Below are 19260 nucleotides of genomic sequence, written 5' to 3' on the forward strand. Positions count from 1 at the left end.
TCTGCATTAAAAAAATCCGCTATTTCATCGAAAATAGCGGATTCTATTTACTTCTTTGTCAGCATCACTTTAGAAGTTCCGGTTTGGCCGTGCGGTTCCTGTTCATATTTAAGCTCTTCCCTCAGTTCATTCATACTTGATCGTTTGATTCGATAGACGGCTTCAAGCCGAACCAAATATTCGGCCCTTGTTTTGAAAGCATGAATGATTGAGATGATCCAAACGATAAGCAAGGCTTTCATAGCCAAATCGAAAAGGAACGTTCTGGCTGTAAAAGCAGCGAATAAAACAGCCGCTGCATATCCGATCCCGGCAAATAACCATTTTCTTTGTTTCGTTCGTGCTGCGATATAAATAAATGCAAACCAGCTTAAAAATCCAAAAGGAACCCATGTGAACACAAGCCAGAAAGAATGTGCAAACTCCCATTTTGTTCCTTCATTTGTATAACCTTTAGCCATTGTGATACTCCCTTACAATTGTGATGATCCTTTAGAACTATATTATACTAAATTTTCCTATACAGGAATAAAAGTTTTCGATTCGCCCGCCATGAATGATAAGATAAACATAAAACCAACAATTGGAGATGAAGGAAACATGAAGAACAAACTGATTGAACGTCTCATTTCTTATGCGAAAGTGGATACGCAGTCAAACGAAAACAGTCAGACGACGCCTTCCACTCCCGGGCAGCTGACGCTCGCCAATATGCTTGTTGAAGAGCTGAAAGAGATCGGCATGAAGGACGTCACAATCGATGAAAACGGCTATGTGATGGCGACGCTTCCTTCGAATACGGAAAAAGAGGTGCCGACGATCGGCTTCCTGGCTCATGTGGATACAGCAACAGATTTTACCGGAAAGAACGTCAATCCGCAGGTTATCGAACAATACGACGGAAAGGACATTGTGCTGAATGAATCTCTCAATGTCGTCTTATCGCCCAAGGAATTTCCAGAGCTTGCAGATTATGCGGGACATACATTGATCACTACCGACGGAACGACTTTGCTCGGCGCCGATAATAAAGCGGGAATCTCTGAAATCATGACGGCAATCGAATATTTAATTGCGCACCCCGAAATCAAACACGGGAAGATCAGAGTCGCTTTTACGCCTGATGAAGAGATCGGCAGAGGGCCCCACAAGTTTGACGTAGAGGCGTTCAACGCCACATTCGCGTATACGGTTGACGGCGGACCGCTCGGCGAACTGCAGTACGAAAGCTTCAATGCTGCAGCCGCGAAAATCACTTGTAAAGGAACGAACGTCCATCCCGGCACAGCAAAAGGAAAAATGGTCAATGCCGCCAAAATCGCGATGCAGTTTCACGCCGGACTTCCGGAAAACGAAGCTCCTGAATTTACTGAAGGTTATGAAGGCTTCTACCATCTGCTTTCGATCAAGGGCGATGTCTCTGAAACCACTCTCTCCTATATCATCAGGGATTTTGACAGAGACCGATTTAACGAGAGAAAAGAAACCGTCCAAAAAATTGCAAACGACCTTAAAGCCAAATACGGCGAAAACAGCATCACAATGGACATGAATGATCAATATTACAACATGAGGGAAAAAATCGAACCGGTCAAAGAGATTGTCGACATTGCCTATGAAGCGATGAAAAATCTGGACATCGAGCCGGTTGTGAAACCGATCCGCGGCGGTACAGACGGCTCCCAGCTCTCATACATGGGGCTTCCTTGTCCGAACATTTTTACAGGCGGGGAAAACTTTCACGGAAAATACGAGTATATTTCCGCCGACAATATGGTAAAAGCCGCGAATGTCATCGTGGAAATTGTGAAGCTGTTTGAAGAAAGAGCGTAATATGAAAAAAAGCGGAAAGCGGCTGCAAGACACGACAGCCGCTTTTTTGTCAGATCAATCTTTATCTGCGCTTTGCCGATATAAGAACATGTTTCGGGTTAAAGCCGATTAACGTCTCACCGATGCAAAAAATTCTGCTCATTCGGCTTCATCGCCTTTCCAAATATCTTTCAACGTCCAGTAAGTGAACTCTTCGACCCGTACATTGCCTTTCTCAGAAAACAGCTCAATCCCGGCTCTTCCTTCTTTGGGATATATGCGGCTGGTCATTGTCGCTTCACCATGGTTTGCAAATAATTCAATAGACGATCTGTCAAGAAACAGATGCAAGGTGAGCTTCTCCTCCGCTTCAAGCCGTACATTTCTCACACCGTCCCGCGCTTTGCCGGACTTTGAACAGTCGAGCGTCAGCTTTTGATCAACCAAGCTGTACTGGATGATTGTCTCTTCCTGTTCAATCCCCCGAATCTTTAAGCCAACCGTTTCGGCACTGCAAATTGTCAAATCAAAAACGGCCACCACTTCAAGAAGCTTTTCGGCTGTCTTTATTAAATAGCTGCCGGAAATCGATTGATTGGCACATTCATGATGTTCCGATTCACGAAGTAATTGAGTCTCCTCAACCGGATTCATTAAAATTTTGTGATCATCCTTCAACGTCAATTCACGCGGCAAAGTTAAAGCCCCGCACCATCCGTCCGCTTTCGTCGGCATCTCTGACTCCCACATATCCATCCAGCCAATCGCAATTCTGCGCCCTTTGTCATCCAACAAAGTTTGCACGGCATAAAAGTCATGGCCATGGTCCAATTCCTTAAAGGAGCCATGTACAAACTCATTCGTGTCTTCATCATAATCTCCAATCAAATAGCCTGTTTGATACAGATTCTGATATGAATCACCATCCGCCTCTATACCCTGAGGGGAAATCAGCAAAATGTGTTTGCCGTCTAATTCAAAGAAATCCGGACATTCCCACATAAAGCCGAGATTCCCGTCGCTTTGGGCGAGGACGCCTGCATATTCCCAATCTACAAAGTTAGGCGAGCGATATAAAATGACCCGACCGACATTTTCTTTTGAGGCGTTTCCGATCACCATATACCAGGTCTCACCATGCCTCCATACTTTCGGATCGCGAAAGTGGCGGGAGCTGTCTTCCGGCGGCTCTGCGATGACAGGGTTTTCTTTCAGTTTTTCAAAGGTGATACCATCTTTGCTGACTGCTATATTCTGATTTTGATAGAAATCGTCTTTCTCTTCATCTATCATATTATGCCCTGTATAGATTAAAGCAAGGTCGCCGTTATATTCGACTGCGCTTCCTGAGAAGCAGCCGCTCTCATCAAATGCATCGCCAGGGGCTAAAGCGATCGGCAAGTGTTCCCAGTGAATAAGATCCCTGCTCTTCAAATGGCCCCAATGCATCGGCCCCCAATTCTCATCATACGGATGATGTTGATAAAAGACATGATACTCCCCTTTATATTGAATCAGTCCGTTTGGATCATTTATCCAGTTTGCCCGGGGCATCATGTGATAGCCCATTCGGTATCGGTGATTCACTTTTTTTCCGGCTTTCTTCAATGCTTCTTCTGCCTGGTGAATTCTATTCATCTGTGACACCCTTTCTATATATGCTTTCTTTGTAGACTTTGAGCAAATTCAACGTCTTTCTTTGAGTCTAGCAAGGTAAAAATCGAAATAATGGTGAAACAAAGGACCATTGCTCCCATGATGAGATAAGTGTGGCGAAATCCGATGCTGTCGTATAAGCCTCCCGCAAGCGGCGAAAAAATCGACGTGCCTACCTGGGATGCGAATTGAAAGCCGACAAGATAAAGTACGGATGAAAGACGATTATCAAAATTAGTCGCCAAATATTTAAACACCGCAATCAGCATAATCGGCAATTCTACAGCATGAATGAGTTTCATCGATGAAATTCCGACCGGTCCGCTGACAAGTCCGGAGCCGATAATGCGGAAAGCCATTAACAGCCCCGCTAAAATCAAACTTTTTTTAGGACCAAGCTTATTGACGATGAAAGGCGCAAGAAACATCATGCCCGCTTCAATGAATACTTGGAATGAGTTAAGGTATCCAAATATTTGGTTCCCCAGAGCCGGAGTCGGAAATAAGGAAGCGTAGTAAAGCGGGAACTGCTGGTCATAGACGCCGTATACGCAAGTTACGCCGATCACGTACAACATCAAAAACCAGAAATCTTTTAAGAGAAAAAGCCCTCCCACGTCTTTTAATCCGACCGAGTCTGCCCTTTCCTTTTCATCATCTGTCATCTCAATTTTTACGGAAACAATAATGGCTACCAATATGACTGCTGAAACGGAAGCAACCCAGAAGTTGATATTCGGGTCGATATTGAACAGCTGACCTGCAAAAAATGTCGCCGCAGCCCAGCCGAGGGATCCCCACATCCTTGTTCTTCCATATTCAAAGTGATATTTGCGGCTGACCTTTTCAATAAAGGTTTCAATCGCGCCGATTCCGGCGAGAAAAGCAGTTCCCAAATAAATTCCGCCGACGATAGCCCCGAGAAAGACATTGTATTGCAAAAGCGGTCCGTAGACGAAAATATAAAAGGGACCCGTAAATACGAGAAGCAAACTGATCATAAATAATATGTTTTTCTTCAGCCCGAGCTTATCAGAGATAAAACCGTACAAAGGCTGCATGCACAAAGTAAAGATAGCGTTCACAGAAAAGATAATGCCTGTCGCGGACCCGTTCAAATTGATTTCTTGCCCTAACCAAATCGCAAATAAAGAATAGCTGGAAGACCAAGTAAAAAAGAAAAAGAAAAAATAAGCGCTTAGTTTCCAATACAGACTGTTTGAGCTTTTCATTTTCATTTGCTCCTTTAACCCGATTTGGATATATCTATTTGATGCCTGTCCCTGAACCGCCCAGGCCATCTAAAATGTAGCGTTGGGCTACAATGTAGATGAGAATCAGCGGAATCGTGGAAATCGTCAGGACAGCCATTACCTGGTTCGTATAAACCGGCTCGGTGCTGTTGATGGCTGTAATCGCCACCTGGATCGGAAATTTCGACTTATCCGTCAAAACCATCAGCGGCCAAATATAGTCATTCCAGCTGCCGATAAAAGCCAATGTCCCCACCGTAGCAACAGCCGGTTTCGACATCGGGAGCATCACCCGCCAGAAAATCTGCCATGTATTGGCTCCGTCCAGCTTGGCCGACTCAATCATCTCCCCCGGGATCGCCATGAAAAAATTTCGGAACAAATAAATATTGAAAGCCCCGGCAAGCGCCGGCAAAATCACGGCAAGGCGCGTATCAACAAGTCCGAGCTTATGAACAATTGTAAACTGCGAGATTAAAATCGTTTCCATCGGCACGATTAAAAGCGCCAGCAATATGGTAAACAGCACTTTTTTACCTGTGAATTGCAGCTTGGCGAATGCGAAGCCCGCCATTCCGTTGATAATGACCGCTCCCGCTGCCACACACAAACCGTAAAACAGACTGTTACCGATATACATTAGTAAATCAAACCGTGACAGCACTTCCCTGTAGGATTGAAACCATTCCGACGGATGAAAAGACGGGAGAAACGCTTGAATGCTGCTGATATTGTTGTAAATATCGGCTTCCGGTTTCATCGATGAAGCGACCATCCAAATCAGCGGAAATATAAACAGAACCGCCAGCAAAACAAGGCATATATATTCCAGAATCGTCAAAGGCCCGAATTTCCTTCTCATCCGCCTTCATCCTCCTTCACCAGCTTGCGCTGCGCAAGCGTCACCAATCCAATTATCGTGCCAAACAAGAGCGCAATTGAACTTGCATAGCCGACCATCCGATCGGTAAATCCCGTTTGATAAATATAATAGACAACTGTCATCGTTGAATTGACCGGTCCCCCCTGGGTCATGACCATTGGCTGCACGAGGAGCTTAAACGCACTGATCAGCGTTGTAATAAAGATAAAAATCGACGTCGGTTTCAACAAAGGCAATGTAATATAAATAAACCGCTGCCATTTATTCATACCATCCAATTGCGCCGCCTCGTAGACATCTCCGGGAATGTTTTGCAGGCCTGCTAAAAAAATCAGCATCTGAAATCCCGCTCCCTGCCAGACTGAAACGAAAACAATTGTAAAGATCGCCTGTTCAGGACTTGTCAAAAACGGCTGTGGCGGTAAACCGACATGCGTCAGTACGTTATTGATCATTCCTTCATTCGGATTCAGCAAGTACAGCCACAAAACGGAGATGACAACAAGCGACATGACGACGGGGCTAAAGTATGCGACTTTGAAAAACGTATTGGCCTTGCGCTTTTTATTCAACAGAAGGGCCAGCCCGAGAGCGGCCCCGATCTGTAATGGAATCACAAGGACAACAAATTTCAATGTGTTGCTCAAACTTTTCAAGAAAATAGGGTCTTTGAACAATTTGATAAAGTTGTCAAAACCGACAAACTTGCGCAGGTCAGGTGTTAACAAATAATAATCTGTAAATGCGTAGTAAACCGCCATAATCGAAGGAATCACGAGAAACACTGACAAAATCAGCAAGGACGGACCTAAAAATGTATAGGCCAGCACATTGTCCCGCCACCCTATTTTATTGGCAGGGGTTTTTTTCAGCAGAAAGGCCGTCCTTGCTTCTTTCAACGGAATTTTATTCATGGCTCCACCTTCTAGTTTGCCTTATCAATGGCTGATTGCATTTCTTTTGCACGCGTATCCAGCACCGATTGAATATCCTGATGCTGATCAAAGAAGCTGATGTCATCGATCGCTTGCTGAAATGCGCGTGTCACCTGTGGATATGCCGGTGTCACCGGTCGTGCATGCCCCGTTTCTTTCAGCTGCTGCAAGAAGACATTCATTTCATCTGAGAATTCCTTTGCCATCACTTTCTCTGATGAATAGCGCACAGGCAGCGCGGCGATCGAACGGCTCAATTCCAGGTTGGATTCCTTGTTTGTCATCCAATCGACCAATTTTGCCGACCATTCCTTGTTTTCAGACGTCTGTGTCATGGCAAACTGCCAGCTTCCTGAAGGGGACACAAGCTTTTTTGTTTTTGGCGAAACAGGATACGGCATCACACCATAATCGACATTAGGGAAATTTGTTTCCATGTCGGTTACCGTCCAGACACCGCTCATTTTCATCGGATATTTTTCCGTTTCAAACGCCTGCTTAACCGGAGTCCGGGTCGTGTAACCCTCCTTCAGCATTGTTTGAATAAATGTCATCGCTGCAACGGTCGGTTTGTCGTTAAAAACACCCTCCGACTTCTTGCCGTCTTTTGAAAGGACATCACCGCCAGCCGACCAAACAAATGGCAAAAGCGCATAAGTCAGCATTTCGTCTTTTGACTGCAACTGCATATCGATGGCCGGTTTGTCATATTTATTTTTCAGCTTTTTGCAAAGCTCAAGAAATTCGTCCCACGTCCATGGATTCTCAACCGTTGGCAGCGTTTTCAAGTCAACGCCGGCATCCTTCAGCATTTTTTTGTTATAGTAAATACCGACCGACGATTCGCTGACGCCGATCGCATACAGTTTCCCCCCGTAGGTTCCCTGTTGCTTAATGCTCGGCAATAAATCATCCTGGTCTTTGATATACTCATCCAATGGCGCAATTACGCCAGATTTCGCATAAGCCGCCGTATTCGGTCCGTCCAAAGTGATCACATCCGGCAAGGTGTTCGTTGTCAGCGCCGCGTTCACTTTGTCTTCATATCCGCCGCCGTTTCCGCTTCTGGGGATGAAATCAATTTTTGCCTTGACGTTTTCGGAGGCATACTTTTTATTAAAAGCGTCCACCCGCTTTTGATAGACCTTTCCTTCTTCACTATCATCAGATACGTGCACCCACATCGTAAGCGTTTTCCCATCTTGGCTATTTGCACTTTTGCTATTGCTGCAGCCCCACATCGCAAACATCAGTAACAACGAAAAAATTCCGAAGAGCCACCTTTTCATCTTTGTCACTTCCCCCCATTTTTCATAAATCAACAGATAAAAGCGCTTTCAAGTGAATTGTATGTCAACCGGTTTCACATGTCAACCGGTTGACATACTTTTTCCCCAATTATTCATCCCGGTACATTTCTCAGAATCATGGCATTTTCTTGCACATATCAGTCCGATTCTCTAAAATAAGTGCGTGACGAGAATTGTAAGCCATTTCAGTAAACTAGCAGGGGGAAAAGGGAATGAAGCCTAGCATTCACGACGTTGCAAAAAAAGCGGGAGTTTCACCAACAACCGTATCGCGGGTATTAAATAACCGCGGCTATATTAGTGAAAAAACAAAAGAAAAAGTCTATAAAGCGATGGAAGAAATCAATTACTTTCCAAACGATTTGGCCCGCTCTTTATTTCGTAAACGAACTCATTTAATAGGGCTCATCATCCCTAACTCCAGCAACCCGTTTTTCGGCGAACTGGCCTTTCATATTGAGAGCATCTGCGCTGCCATGGGCTACAAACTGCTGCTTTGCAACAGCTTGAACCGCAAAGACAAAGAAGAAAAATACTTGGAAATGCTGATGCGAAATCAAGTGGACGGCGTCATCGCCGTGACCTACAACAGGGGAATCTTAAACTATCATCGGCAAAACCTGCCGATTGTCGCCATCGATCATTACTTATCGGAAACGATTCCCGTCATCGGCTCCAATAACTATGACGGAGGAAGAAAAGCGACAGAACTGTTAATTGCAAAAGGCTGCCGGCACATCATCCATCTCAACGGACCAATTGAGCTGAAAACACCGGCAAATCTTAGACGAAAAGCATATGAAGATGTGATGCGACAACACGGAAGGCAGCCGATTACATATGAGGTTCCCTTTCATCAAAATTACCGGGAAATCATCTCAAAACTGTTTGATGAACAGCCTGCGGCTGACGGCATTTTTGCCAGCGATGACCTCATGGCCGCTACAGTCATCACCGAAGCAAAAAAACGCGGAAAAGACATTCCCGGGCAATTAAAGGTGATCGGCTACGACGGAACGGAAGCCGTTCAGTCCATCCTCCCGGAATTGACAACCATCCAGCAGCCGATTGAACTCATTTCCAAGACGGCCATCGAGATTTTGTCCAAAGCCATCGAAGGCGAATTCGATGATTTACCGCTGGAAACCTATTTGCCCGTACAGCTTTTAGAAGGAGAGACGACTTAAATGAATCGCACAAAAAAAGGAGACATTGACGTCTCCTTTTTCCATACATATCCTGATCTATCCAATTGTTAAAAATATAAAATTTACATTACTAACCTAAAATTTAACTTATTTTTCTAGACAAACGCATCTCCACATGATAAATTTAAAGACAAGTTTTCAAAAAATTCTAATTTTGGTACGGGGGTGCCTTTCATTGAGCGTAAGCCACTTTTTTCCTGAAACTCTAGTTGCTATTGTAAAAGACATGTTAACCAAAACCGATGGTTCAACAACCAAAGCGATTGAAACGCTGATCGGTGGCAAAGCCGAAATCGAAGTTTTTCAGCAAAATAATATTGATTATGACAAGCTGTCACCTGAAGAAGCGAGGCTGTTTCAACGCGATGATGACATCTTGTTTAGAACTTCCTCTTTGAAAACAGGCGATGATTATTTATCTTATAATTATGTCTATGTTAAAACAAACTTACTGCCGCCCGCCATCAAACAAGATTTGCAGGCAGAAAGGCTTCCCATCGGGAAAATCATTGCAGAACTGGAGTCAAGGCGTGAAATTTTCAGTACGGGCGACTGCCTGGGAAAACATTTCACACAACTTGTACCTGTTTCAGCAGACCGGACATATGCTTTTAAAAAATATCAGATTATCAGCGGCCGGCAGTGCATGTTCTATGTCTGCGAGCTATTCGATTTAGAAAAAATCTGCGAACGGACTGCGGGCTGAATCATGCCCGTCAGCTGCCACTTCATGAAAAGGCTTCCATAACCTCCCCATTCCTTCTTCCCTCAAAACAAAAACCCCTGCGAAACAGGGGCTGTTATTTATTGATACACCGTTTTCGGCACGGCAACGACCGGATTTCCGGCAGCATAAGGAGCGACATCGTATTGCTGGAAGACGATCGCAATGCCGTCTTTTGTGTAATAAAAAGCCGTGTTTTTACCAAGGACGATGTCTTTCTTCTTCACATCCGGGAAGAAAATGTCGCTGTGTTTTTGAATATAGTCGTAAATGTATGTTTTTGTCTTATCCATTTTCGATTTTGTATTTAAGATATCTGATAAATACACCCGCTTTTTAGAGGCAAGGTCATAGTTGAAAGAGCGGACTGCCGTATTTCCGTGCGCTCCGCCGGAGTAGACGTAATTACTTGTCAGAATGCTCAGCTTTTGGCCGGTCCGGTATTTCACTTCAAAGGACGTTTGATAATCTGTTTGGTATCCGTGCTGTTGGCCGTCTTTCTTGTTTTTTACATAATCTTTGTAGGACTGCTCAATATAACGTTTAAAATCTTTGTTGATCCTATTTTGGAGAGATTTGCTGCTTACATTTGCAACCTGCGGGTATTTCAAAGCCTTAATGTTTTTGTAAGTATGGCTCGTGACCGTCGGCTTTTTTTCATTTGCCGCGTGTGCAGAAGGAAGTGCGGCCGCACCGTACAGCGCAAAAAACAATACCCCTGTCATCAGCATACCTAACGCTTTAAACACTGTTTTTTTGTTCATAAGAACCCTCCTTAATCTGTCATTGTTTATCATACCCATTTTGAAATCAGGTACACATGATAGACCGGTGAACTCGCGAGAAAGTTTCTATTTTCGGAGATAAAAATTGAAAAATATTCTAATTCACCCTGTTCGTTCAGCACCTTGTTGACCATTTGAAAGACTGTCTTGACAAAAAATTCACACGTTGATTCGATACGCCCTCCGGTTTAACCGCAGAAGAAGAAAATGAAAAACCAAATAGTTTTTTTAAACCCATTGACATTTTTATAAAAAGTATTAATATTAAAATTATTAAAAAATTGCATAAAAAGGTTTTCCTTATCAAGAGTGGTGGAGGGACTGGCCCTGTGAAACCCGGCAACCGCTGTCTATGACAGAATGGTGCTAAATCCTTAAGAGCATGTTCGTGCTCTTGAAGATAAGGAGGAGATTGAATATATCAAGCTCTTCCTTATCGGGAAGAGCTTTTTTATGTCTATAAAGAAAGAGGGATGAAGCATGACACAATCAACCGATGTACTGAAGCAAACGCCTGGGAAAAAAATCGGACCGTACAGAGCTGATCAGGTGGGGAGTCTTTTAAGGTCTGCGCCCGTAAAAAAAGCGCGTATTCAAAAAGCGAACGGTGAAATTAGCGCTGAACAACTGCGCGAAGTCGAAAACGAAGAGATCAAGCGCATTGTCGAAAAGCAAAAAGAAATTGGCCTTAAAGCCGTTACTGACGGGGAATTCCGCAGGTCATGGTGGCATTTCGATTTTCTTGAAGGGCTTGACGGCGTAGAAGGATATACAGCGGACAAGGGCATTCAATTTCATAATGTTGAAACGAAGCCGCGCGGAATCAAAGTAACAAGCAAAGTCGATTTTACAAACCATCCGATGCTGGAAGATTATAAATTTCTTCATGATATTGCGGGCACACATACGCCGAAAATGACGATTCCGAGCCCGAATATGCTGTTTTTCAGAGGAAAACTTGGAGAAAGCCCGTACGAGGATCTGGATGAGTTCCATCACGATGTCGCGCAGGCTTACAAAAAAGCGATCCGCGCATTTTACGATGCCGGCTGCCGCTATTTGCAACTGGATGACACGGCCTGGTCGGTATTTTTCTCAGACAAAGGACATGAGCAGATCAAAGCCTTCGGCCGCCAGCCTGATGAACTGCGCCAGTCCTTCGCTAACACGATTAATGAAGCAGTTGAAGGACGCCCGGACGATTTGACGGTCACCATGCACATCTGCCGCGGCAACTTCCAGTCAACATGGGTGGCGGAAGGCGGCTACGATGCGGCTGCAGAAACGATTTTCGACGGACTCAATTTAGACGGACTTTTCCTTGAATTTGATGACGAGCGCTCCGGCGGCTTCGAACCGCTTCGCTATGTCAAACGGAAAGACTTGCAGATCGTCCTCGGCCTGATCACATCAAAATTCGGAGAGCTTGAAAACCCGGATGATATTAAGCGGCGTATCGACGAAGCAGCTCGCTTCGTCGACCTGAACCAATTGTGCCTAAGCCCGCAGTGCGGCTTTGCCTCCACAGAAGAAGGCAATCTCCTGACAGAAGAGCAGCAATGGGAAAAACTGCGTCATGTCGTCGAGATCGCAGAAGACGTATGGAAATAACACCTCATATTTGAGACATGCCTCCTGACGGCATGTCTCTTTTTTTTGCCCCTCTATACAATTTAAAATTCCTTCTTGATTTGTTCATAGTTTGATCATATTTGGCTTCTATAATGCTCTTTAGTGAGGTGATCGAACAATGATTAAGAAAAGGAAAATCGATATATTCCTGGTCTTCATTCTTGTATTATCTGCAGCTTTAAACTTGTACGGCATCTGGAATAGTGACACAGACAACGCCTACTATACGGCGGCCGTTGAAAGTATGACCCAAAGTTTTCATAACTTTTTTTACGCATCATTTGATCCGGCAGGCTTTGTAACAGTTGATAAACCGCCGGTTGCACTCTGGATTCAGACACTTTTTGCACTTGTGTTCGGCGTGCACGGCTGGAGCGTCGTTCTTCCTGAAGCGATTGCCGAAGTGATTTCCGTAGCACTGTTGTACTTTATTGTAAAACCTACTTTTGGCAAAACGGCGGCCAGAATTTCAGCTCTTATTATGGCGTGTACGCCGATTGCCGTTGCGGTCAGCCATACAAACAACGTCGACAGCATTCTCACCCTTTGTTTGATGATTGCAACCTGGATGTTGTTTAAAGCAGTCCGGAAAGGAAAAATCGGCTGGCTGCTCGGCGCATTCTGTATGGTCGGCGTCGGCTTTAACGTCAAAATGCTGCAAGCATACATGGTATTACCGGCATTCCTGCTGTTTTACATGATTGCAGCAAAAACGACGATTCGCAAAAAAATTGTGTCTCTTATCACAGCCTTGATCGTTCTGGCAGGCGTTTCCGTTTCCTGGGCGGTAGTCGTCGATAGTCAGCCGGAGAGTTCGCGCCCTTATATTGGAAGCAGCCAGACCAACTCTGTCCTTGAGCTGGCGTTTGGCTACAACGGCATCCAGCGTCTCACAGGCCAAAACGGTGCTGGCGGGGGCGGAACCCCCTCATCTGATCAAAATCAAAAGAACCAGCAGCAGGAAATGCCGCAGCAGCAAAGCGGCGATACCGAAAACAACTCAGACTCGACAAATGGACAAATGGCTCCGCCGAGCGGGGGCGAGATGCCTTCAGGCGGACCGGACGGCCAGCAGGGTGATGTTCAAAGCGGCGGCGGAGGTCCCGGCGGCGGCACGAGCGGCATGTTTGGCACAGGAAACCCTGGCCCTCTCAGACTATTCCAATCCGAGCTTTCCGGACAGGCAAGCTGGCTCATCCCGTTTGTACTCTTCGGCATCATCGGTTTGCTGATCACGGGCCTTCGCGGTCAACGCAAATTCAATGAAATAACGACTGAAACGATTTTCTGGATGATGTGGCTTCTGCCAGTCGCTGCATTCTTCAGCGTCGCAGGATTCTTCCACCATTACTATCTGATCATGCTGGCAGCACCGATTGCCGCTTTATCAGGTGCAGGCTGGACAGCGCTCGTTCGCCTCTATCAGGAGGAAAGCGGCTGGAAAAAACAGCTTCTGCCGATCGGAATTTTGCTGACAACCGCATTTGAATTGTATATTTTGAGTCCTTATCTCAGCGAAATCGGCATCGTCTGGAGCATATTGATCGGCGCTTTTGGCATTGTCACAAGCTGCCTTCTCATCTTTTTCAAAAAAGGAAAGTCATTCAGCTACTATGTATCACTTGCAGCGCTGCTCGGCATGCTGATCGGTCCTTTCTATTGGACAACAGCAACGCTCGCTGACGGTGTAAACGGCATGATTCCGCAGGCCGGACCTAAATCCGCACAATCATTTGGCGGCGGTGGCGGAGGGAAGATGCAGAATAACAACGGCAGCGGACCTCCCGGATTCGGCAGCCAAGACGGTCAAACAGACAGTGATCAAAACAACAATAACGGACCTGGCTTCGGTCCTGGTTCAAACAGCAATGATTCTTCAACTGATACCGGTTCCGGCCAAAACAGCCAAAATCAGAACGGCGAAGGCGCAAGCGGCCGTCAACAAGGCGGACCAAGCGGCGGCAGCCCTGGAAGCGGCGAATCAGTCGATGAAGAACTGTTGAGCTACCTTGAAAAGAACAACACGGGTGAAAAATATTTATTTGCGGTCTCCAGCGCAACGTCTGCTCAATCTTACATCATCAAAACAGGTAAAGCTGTCATGGCGATGGGCGGATTCTCTGGAAGCGACCCGATTTTGACGGTTGAAAAACTTGAGAAGCTCGTCAAAAACGGCGAAGTCAAGTACTTCATGATCGGCGACGGTCGAGGCCAAGACAACTCAGAAATCACTAACTGGATTAAAGAAAACGGAAAAGAAATTTCAAAAAGCGAATACAGCAGCTCTTCTTCAGATAACGATTCCCAGTCAGGCGGACCTGGCGGAAATCAGACGCTTTATAAAGTGGAGCTTGATTGATGAAAGGAAAGGTGATGAATATGCAGAGACAAGTCACATTTTCAATCGTAGTCCCTGTCTACAACGAAGCGGAAGTGCTTCAAAGCACCTATGACCGATTAAAAACCGTCATGGACTCGACAGGCGACCCTTATGAACTGATTTTTGTAAACGACGGTTCAAGCGATGACAGCATTCACATGCTGAAGTCGCTTGCTCAGTCAGACCCGACAGTAAAATGCATCAATTTCTCAAGAAATTTCGGTCATCAGATCGCCATTACGGCCGGTACCGACTATGCTGCCGGCGAAGCGATCGTGGTGATCGATGCCGATTTGCAGGATCCTCCCGAATTGATTTTGGAAATGGCGGAAAAGTGGCGCCAAGGCTTTGACGTTGTATACGCCGTCCGCACAAAGCGGGAAGGAGAAACATTTTTCAAAAAGCAAACGGCCGCCATGTTCTACCGTATTTTAAGAAAACTCACAGACGTTGATATCCCGGTGGATACGGGAGACTTCCGGCTCATGGACCGGAAGGTGGTCAATGAAATGAACAAGCTGAAAGAAAAAAATCCGTTCGTCCGCGGCCTTGTCAGCTGGCTCGGGTTCAAGCAGACCGCCGTCTATTACGAGCGCCACGAACGGCTTGCAGGGGAAACGAAGTACCCGCTCAAAAAAATGCTGAAGCTCTCGCTCGACGGCATCACTTCATTTTCCTTTCAGCCGCTGAAACTGGCAAGCTACTCAGGAATCGCGCTGTCAGCGGTCGGTTTTATATATGCCTTCATCGTCGTCTGCATGAAGCTGTTTACGACAAGCACCATTACCGGGTGGTCTTCGATGATCATTCTGCAATGCTTGTTCAGCGGCTTTATCCTGATCATCCTCGGAGCGATCGGCGAATACATCGGCCGCATTTATGACGAAGTGAAAGACAGGCCGCTATATATCATTGACGGCAAATACGGATTTGAAGAACAGCGGCGGGCGGCAGCTCCGCAGCGCCATATCATGTAGAAGATAAGAGATCCAAAAGGAGGGATTCCGATGAGCATACTTGTTGTCGGGGGAGCCGGTTATATCGGTTCCCACGCCGTTTACACGTTAATTGAGAAAAAAGAAAAAGTCGTCGTTGTGGATTCCCTGGCAACGGGACACGCAGAAGCCGTTCACCCCGAAGCTGCGTTTTATGAAGGGAATATTCGCGACCGGCATTTTCTCAAGCAAGTATTTGAAAATGAGGACATTGAAGCCGTCATGCATTTCGCAGCATCACCTATTCCATTACAGTCGAATCGCGTTTTTTCTTCTTTCAACGAAAACATGACAGGCATGGAAACACTGCTTGACGTGATGAAAGAATACGATGTCGGCCGGATCGTTTTTGCATCAAGCGCTGCGGTCTACGGCTGTCCGCAGAACCTCCCTGTCACAGAAAAAACCGAACCAGAACCCGTTCACCCGCACGGGAAGGTCAAATGGATGATGGAGAAAATGCTGATGGAAGCGGAAAAAGCGTACGGCCTGAAATATGTGATCCTCCGCTCCTTCAATGCGTGCGGCGCCCACCCATCCGCCATCATCGGCGAAGACCGGGGGAGCGAAACACATCTCATTTCAAATGTTCTGCGAACCGCTCTCGGACACCTTCCTTTTGTTCACATAGATCACCCTGAAAACGGAACAGGCTTCCGCGATTATGTTCACGTTCAGGATTTGGCAGAAGCACACGTGCTCGCCATCAGCCACTTGCGGAAAGGCAAGGATAGCCGAATCTACAATCTCAGCTATGGCGAAAGCTACTCCGCTGAACAAATCATCCTTGCCGCCCAATATGTCTCAGGCATTCCTCTCATCGCCGCAAAGCTGACAGAAACGGACATCGACTCACAAGCAACTTTTGCCGCTTCTTCCTCCAGAGCCAAAAAAGAATTAGGCTGGACTCCAAAGCACAACAGCCTGATCGCAATCATCCGCGACGCCTGGAACTGGCACTCTGCGAATCCGAATGGGTATACGTCGGAGAAGGTGAGGCAAGGGTGAAAAATGAACTCCACCCCTATCGTTAGGCAGTGTCTAACGATGGAGGTGCGGTTTTTTCTCCATCGTCTTTGCGGTAGTTGGTGATGATCGGCAGGCCATTGAAATGTTTTTATTTGAATTCCAAAAATGACAGAAGGCTTATCCCACTTTTGTGGCCTACCTTTGTCAAATAAGAAAAGGACTGAATAAAAACTCTTCAGTCCCTCTATGATTCAATTCCTAAATCAACTAAGTAAGCCGTTGGCTGTTGTTTACTTTTTTGCAAATCGATAAGTACATTAACAGAACCTGCTGTACCAATCGTCTTCCCGTGATAGGAAATATACAAAACTACATAATCTTTATTAAAATATTGAATATTAGCTATCCTTGCATCGCCCGCGTTAAAATCCATCTCTTTTGCAATTTGTTTGAAGTCAATCTTAAATTGAGCTTCATATTTTTCATTTCCTTTTAAATAATTATCCACGGTTTGTATCTGTTGAATACCATCAGCCATTACATTTGTTTCTTTTTCTTTTGCTCCGTTAATATAAACATATTTGCCGTCTTCGCTTAAATAGTCTTCTTTTTTAATATCAATTAATTGATTGGTCCTTTTATCTATAATCATATCATCAAAAAATAAAAGCGAATATCTTCCCGATTTGTCTACCTTGGTGAATAAATCATAGTAATCTTTTAACTTTCCTGTTGATAATGTGTTTTGCAGTTTTTCTTTAGTGATAACTGTCGACTCAATATTTGTTAAGTCTTGCGTTATGAAAAGTCCTATTGTGCTATTAATACGATCTTTCATACTAAAATCTTGAATAACCACGGAAAAGCATTTAGAATTCACTGCATATAAATTAATCTCTAATTCATCGGATTTCTTTACTCCATAGTTTTTCAATAGCTGCGGCAAATCCAATGTTTTTTTATTTTTCTTTGTTTTCACTTCCAGTTGATTGTTCGACAACATTTTAATAGCAGGAAGATGATATTTTTCTTTGTGTTGAATAGGATGGTGCAACAATTTTTGTAAGCGTTCTATTTGGTACAACTTATTTAAAGTCTTTTTAGGTTCTTTTGCAGTAAACAAGGGCTTATAATATTCTTTTAACTGATCCTGAGTATATTGAAAGTACCGAATTGCTTGTCCTTGGTGATTGACTGTTGAAAATAAAGTAACATCATTTACTTCTAAGATTTTTTGATCTGTACTTCCGGTAAGGTAAGATTTCATAAAATCAATGAATCCACGACTGTCTTCCTTTGATATGCCTTTTTTATAGATGACTTCCTGAATATCATCTTTGCCGCAGCCAGTGACCGCCAGTAGAAATACCATGACTATGCTCAAACATATAATATGTCTTTTTTTCATCAAATCGTTTCCCATTCTTTTTTGTCACCTTTTAATTAATTGAATGCCAAAGGTTTTACAAGTTGGTACACATACTTCTCGTATTAAGAAAAAAACGCTTCAGTCTTACTAAGTAAGCAGTTGGTCGAAGGTGCCCTTAATATTAGGTAAACATAATATAACTTATATCTTCGTGTGAATATCCAAATCCACTAAGTACGCTGTATCATTTTTCAGATTGATTATCACGTTGGTAAACCCAGCCGTTCCAACAAACTTTCCTCGGAAATTCAAACTTAAAACAGCAAAGTCTTGATTAAAATAGTTTATTTCGGCAATACTTGTGCCATTCTCTTTCAGGTCTAACTTCTGTGCAATTGTTTTATAATCTAACTCGAACTGTTTCTCATATTTGTCATTTCCGGCAGCATAATTTTCTATAGTTTGAATGCGTTGCATACCGTCTTCTAAATGATCTTTTGCACCGTTAATATATACATACTTTCCATCCCTACTTAAATAGTCATTCTTTTTAATATCTACTAGTTGATTTGTTTTTTTATCTAGTATCATGTCATTAAATAAAAGTAAATACCTTACTTTCTTGTCTACTTTTTTAAATAAATCATAATAATCTTCTAATTTCCCCGATGATAGAGTCTCTGGAAATTTTTCGGGGGATATGATTGTCGTCTTGATATTTGTTAAGTCTTGTTTTATGAAAAGCCCAATCGTGCTGTTGTTACTTTCTTTCATGCTGAAATCCTGAATGACAAGAGCAAAGCAATTAGAATTCACCATATTTAAATAGATTTCCAAGTTATCGGATTTTTTTAATCCATATTTTTTCAAAAGCAACGGCAAATCTAATGTTGTTTTATTTTCCGTCGTTTTGACTTTAAGTTGATTATTCGGCAACATTTTTGTAGCTGGAAGATCATATTTTTCTTTGTTTTCAATTGTATGATGCAATAACTTTTCAAAACGCTCTCTCTCGTTTAACTTACGTAGAGTTTTTTTAGCATTTTTTTCTGTAAACATGGGCTTATAATAATCTTTTAGCTGATTCTCTGTATACTTAAAATATTCAATGTCTCGTCTTTGAGTATCGAGTGTTGAAAAGAAAACACTCCCATTTACTCTCTGTATTTCTTGATCCATATCTTCAGAAAGATAATGTTTCATAAATTCCATTAAAGGACGACTATCTTCTTTTGGAAAACCTTTTTCATATGTGACTTCGTAATCATCATCTTTTCCACATGCGGTTATTGCTAACAGACATACCATGACTATGCTTAAACATTTAAACTCTCTTTTTTTCATCAAAA

General features: G+C 44.0%; 16 protein-coding genes and 1 riboswitch. Of the genes, 7 read left to right on the forward strand and 9 right to left on the reverse strand.

Annotated elements, in window-relative coordinates; translation table 11 throughout:
• Positions 1-47: 47 nt before the first annotated feature.
• Positions 48-461: a hypothetical protein gene (locus M1D59_RS21160; RefSeq protein WP_146873912.1), complete on the reverse strand. Its 414-nt coding sequence runs from the start codon at positions 459-461 to the stop codon at positions 48-50.
• Between the two features lie 139 nt (positions 462-600).
• Here M1D59_RS21160 and pepT point away from each other — a divergent pair, with 139 nt between their 5' ends.
• On the forward strand, positions 601-1833 hold the full coding sequence (pepT, locus tag M1D59_RS21165) for a peptidase T (protein WP_025810568.1): 1233 nt from the start codon (positions 601-603) through the stop codon (positions 1831-1833).
• A 138-nt stretch (positions 1834-1971) separates the two neighbouring features.
• On the opposite strand, the gene M1D59_RS21170 is transcribed toward pepT, so the two are convergent.
• The 5 genes from M1D59_RS21170 to M1D59_RS21190 are packed head-to-tail and all read right to left on the reverse strand — an operon-like array spanning position 1972 to position 7828.
• Entirely contained in the window at positions 1972-3450 is a 1479-nt protein-coding gene (locus M1D59_RS21170) for a glycoside hydrolase family 32 protein (RefSeq protein ID WP_458117673.1), read from the reverse strand.
• A 14-nt stretch (positions 3451-3464) separates the two neighbouring features.
• The gene (locus tag M1D59_RS21175; RefSeq protein ID WP_023856924.1) at positions 3465-4700 is read right to left on the reverse strand and encodes an MFS transporter; all 1236 of its coding nucleotides are present in this window, start codon (positions 4698-4700) and stop codon (positions 3465-3467) included.
• A gap of 34 nt (positions 4701-4734) precedes the next feature.
• On the reverse strand, positions 4735-5583 hold the full coding sequence (locus tag M1D59_RS21180; protein WP_035338023.1) for a carbohydrate ABC transporter permease: 849 nt from the start codon (positions 5581-5583) through the stop codon (positions 4735-4737).
• Entirely contained in the window at positions 5580-6518 is a 939-nt protein-coding gene (locus tag M1D59_RS21185; RefSeq protein ID WP_049937651.1) for a carbohydrate ABC transporter permease, read from the reverse strand. Before M1D59_RS21185 ends, M1D59_RS21180 begins: the two co-directional genes overlap by 4 nt.
• An 11-nt stretch (positions 6519-6529) precedes the next feature.
• On the reverse strand, positions 6530-7828 hold the full coding sequence (locus M1D59_RS21190; protein WP_026580337.1) for an ABC transporter substrate-binding protein: 1299 nt from the start codon (positions 7826-7828) through the stop codon (positions 6530-6532).
• A 233-nt stretch (positions 7829-8061) separates the two neighbouring features.
• Between M1D59_RS21190 and M1D59_RS21195 the strand changes: the two genes are divergently transcribed.
• Positions 8062-9036 (forward strand): LacI family DNA-binding transcriptional regulator, encoded by a 975-nt coding sequence (locus M1D59_RS21195; RefSeq protein WP_020453480.1) that lies wholly within the window; start codon positions 8062-8064, stop codon positions 9034-9036.
• A gap of 196 nt (positions 9037-9232) precedes the next feature.
• Positions 9233-9763: a chorismate--pyruvate lyase family protein gene (locus M1D59_RS21200; protein ID WP_023856919.1), complete on the forward strand. Its 531-nt coding sequence runs from the start codon at positions 9233-9235 to the stop codon at positions 9761-9763.
• 98 nt (positions 9764-9861) lie between these two features.
• Here M1D59_RS21200 and M1D59_RS21205 read toward each other — a convergent pair whose 3' ends face one another.
• Entirely contained in the window at positions 9862-10545 is a 684-nt protein-coding gene (locus tag M1D59_RS21205; protein WP_023856918.1) for a DUF3298 and DUF4163 domain-containing protein, read from the reverse strand.
• 318 nt (positions 10546-10863) lie between these two features.
• Positions 10864-10973, forward strand: a riboswitch (SAM riboswitch).
• 73 nt (positions 10974-11046) lie between these two features.
• Here M1D59_RS21205 and M1D59_RS21210 point away from each other — a divergent pair.
• From M1D59_RS21210 to galE, 4 genes are all read left to right on the forward strand, one after another.
• Complete coding sequence (locus M1D59_RS21210) at positions 11047-12177, forward strand: 5-methyltetrahydropteroyltriglutamate--homocysteine S-methyltransferase (protein WP_023856917.1); 1131 nt, start codon at positions 11047-11049, stop codon at positions 12175-12177.
• A gap of 139 nt (positions 12178-12316) precedes the next feature.
• Positions 12317-14557 (forward strand): glycosyltransferase family 39 protein, encoded by a 2241-nt coding sequence (locus tag M1D59_RS21215; RefSeq protein WP_458117674.1) that lies wholly within the window; start codon positions 12317-12319, stop codon positions 14555-14557.
• On the forward strand, positions 14557-15555 hold the full coding sequence (locus M1D59_RS21220) for a glycosyltransferase family 2 protein (RefSeq protein ID WP_458117675.1): 999 nt from the start codon (positions 14557-14559) through the stop codon (positions 15553-15555). Before M1D59_RS21215 ends, M1D59_RS21220 begins: the two co-directional genes overlap by 1 nt.
• Positions 15556-15585: 30 nt before the next feature.
• On the forward strand, positions 15586-16581 hold the full coding sequence (gene galE, locus M1D59_RS21225) for a UDP-glucose 4-epimerase GalE (protein ID WP_458117676.1): 996 nt from the start codon (positions 15586-15588) through the stop codon (positions 16579-16581).
• A 205-nt stretch (positions 16582-16786) separates the two neighbouring features.
• On the opposite strand, the gene M1D59_RS21230 is transcribed toward galE, so the two are convergent.
• Together M1D59_RS21230 and M1D59_RS21235 are read right to left on the reverse strand one after the other, a co-directional pair.
• Positions 16787-17965, reverse strand: coding sequence for a hypothetical protein (locus M1D59_RS21230; protein ID WP_458117677.1), 1179 nt, complete (start codon positions 17963-17965; stop codon positions 16787-16789).
• A 147-nt stretch (positions 17966-18112) separates the two neighbouring features.
• The gene (locus M1D59_RS21235; RefSeq protein WP_458117678.1) at positions 18113-19255 is read right to left on the reverse strand and encodes a hypothetical protein; all 1143 of its coding nucleotides are present in this window, start codon (positions 19253-19255) and stop codon (positions 18113-18115) included.
• Positions 19256-19260: the final 5 nt, after the last annotated feature.

The sequence above is a fragment of the Bacillus sp. PK6-026 genome (assembly GCF_054161455.1).

Bases quoted from the DNA above. Each gene is read 5' to 3' on its own strand.
- M1D59_RS21220 (WP_458117675.1), top strand. From the start codon at position 14,557: ATGAAAGGAAAGGTGATGAATATGCAGAGACAAGTCACATTTTCAATC.
- M1D59_RS21195 (WP_020453480.1), top strand. From the start codon at position 8,062: ATGAAGCCTAGCATTCACGACGTTGCAAAAAAAGCGGGAGTTTCACCA.
- M1D59_RS21190 (WP_026580337.1), bottom strand. From the start codon at position 7,828: ATGAAAAGGTGGCTCTTCGGAATTTTTTCGTTGTTACTGATGTTTGCG.
- M1D59_RS21235 (WP_458117678.1), bottom strand. From the start codon at position 19,255: ATGAAAAAAAGAGAGTTTAAATGTTTAAGCATAGTCATGGTATGTCTG.
- M1D59_RS21215 (WP_458117674.1), top strand. From the start codon at position 12,317: ATGATTAAGAAAAGGAAAATCGATATATTCCTGGTCTTCATTCTTGTA.
- M1D59_RS21180 (WP_035338023.1), bottom strand. From the start codon at position 5,583: ATGAGAAGGAAATTCGGGCCTTTGACGATTCTGGAATATATATGCCTT.
- galE (WP_458117676.1), top strand. From the start codon at position 15,586: ATGAGCATACTTGTTGTCGGGGGAGCCGGTTATATCGGTTCCCACGCC.
- M1D59_RS21170 (WP_458117673.1), bottom strand. From the start codon at position 3,450: ATGAATAGAATTCACCAGGCAGAAGAAGCATTGAAGAAAGCCGGAAAA.
- M1D59_RS21230 (WP_458117677.1), bottom strand. From the start codon at position 17,965: ATGGGAAACGATTTGATGAAAAAAAGACATATTATATGTTTGAGCATA.
- M1D59_RS21175 (WP_023856924.1), bottom strand. From the start codon at position 4,700: ATGAAAAGCTCAAACAGTCTGTATTGGAAACTAAGCGCTTATTTTTTC.
- M1D59_RS21210 (WP_023856917.1), top strand. From the start codon at position 11,047: ATGACACAATCAACCGATGTACTGAAGCAAACGCCTGGGAAAAAAATC.
- M1D59_RS21160 (WP_146873912.1), bottom strand. From the start codon at position 461: ATGGCTAAAGGTTATACAAATGAAGGAACAAAATGGGAGTTTGCACAT.
- M1D59_RS21185 (WP_049937651.1), bottom strand. From the start codon at position 6,518: ATGAATAAAATTCCGTTGAAAGAAGCAAGGACGGCCTTTCTGCTGAAA.
- M1D59_RS21205 (WP_023856918.1), bottom strand. From the start codon at position 10,545: ATGAACAAAAAAACAGTGTTTAAAGCGTTAGGTATGCTGATGACAGGG.
- pepT (WP_025810568.1), top strand. From the start codon at position 601: ATGAAGAACAAACTGATTGAACGTCTCATTTCTTATGCGAAAGTGGAT.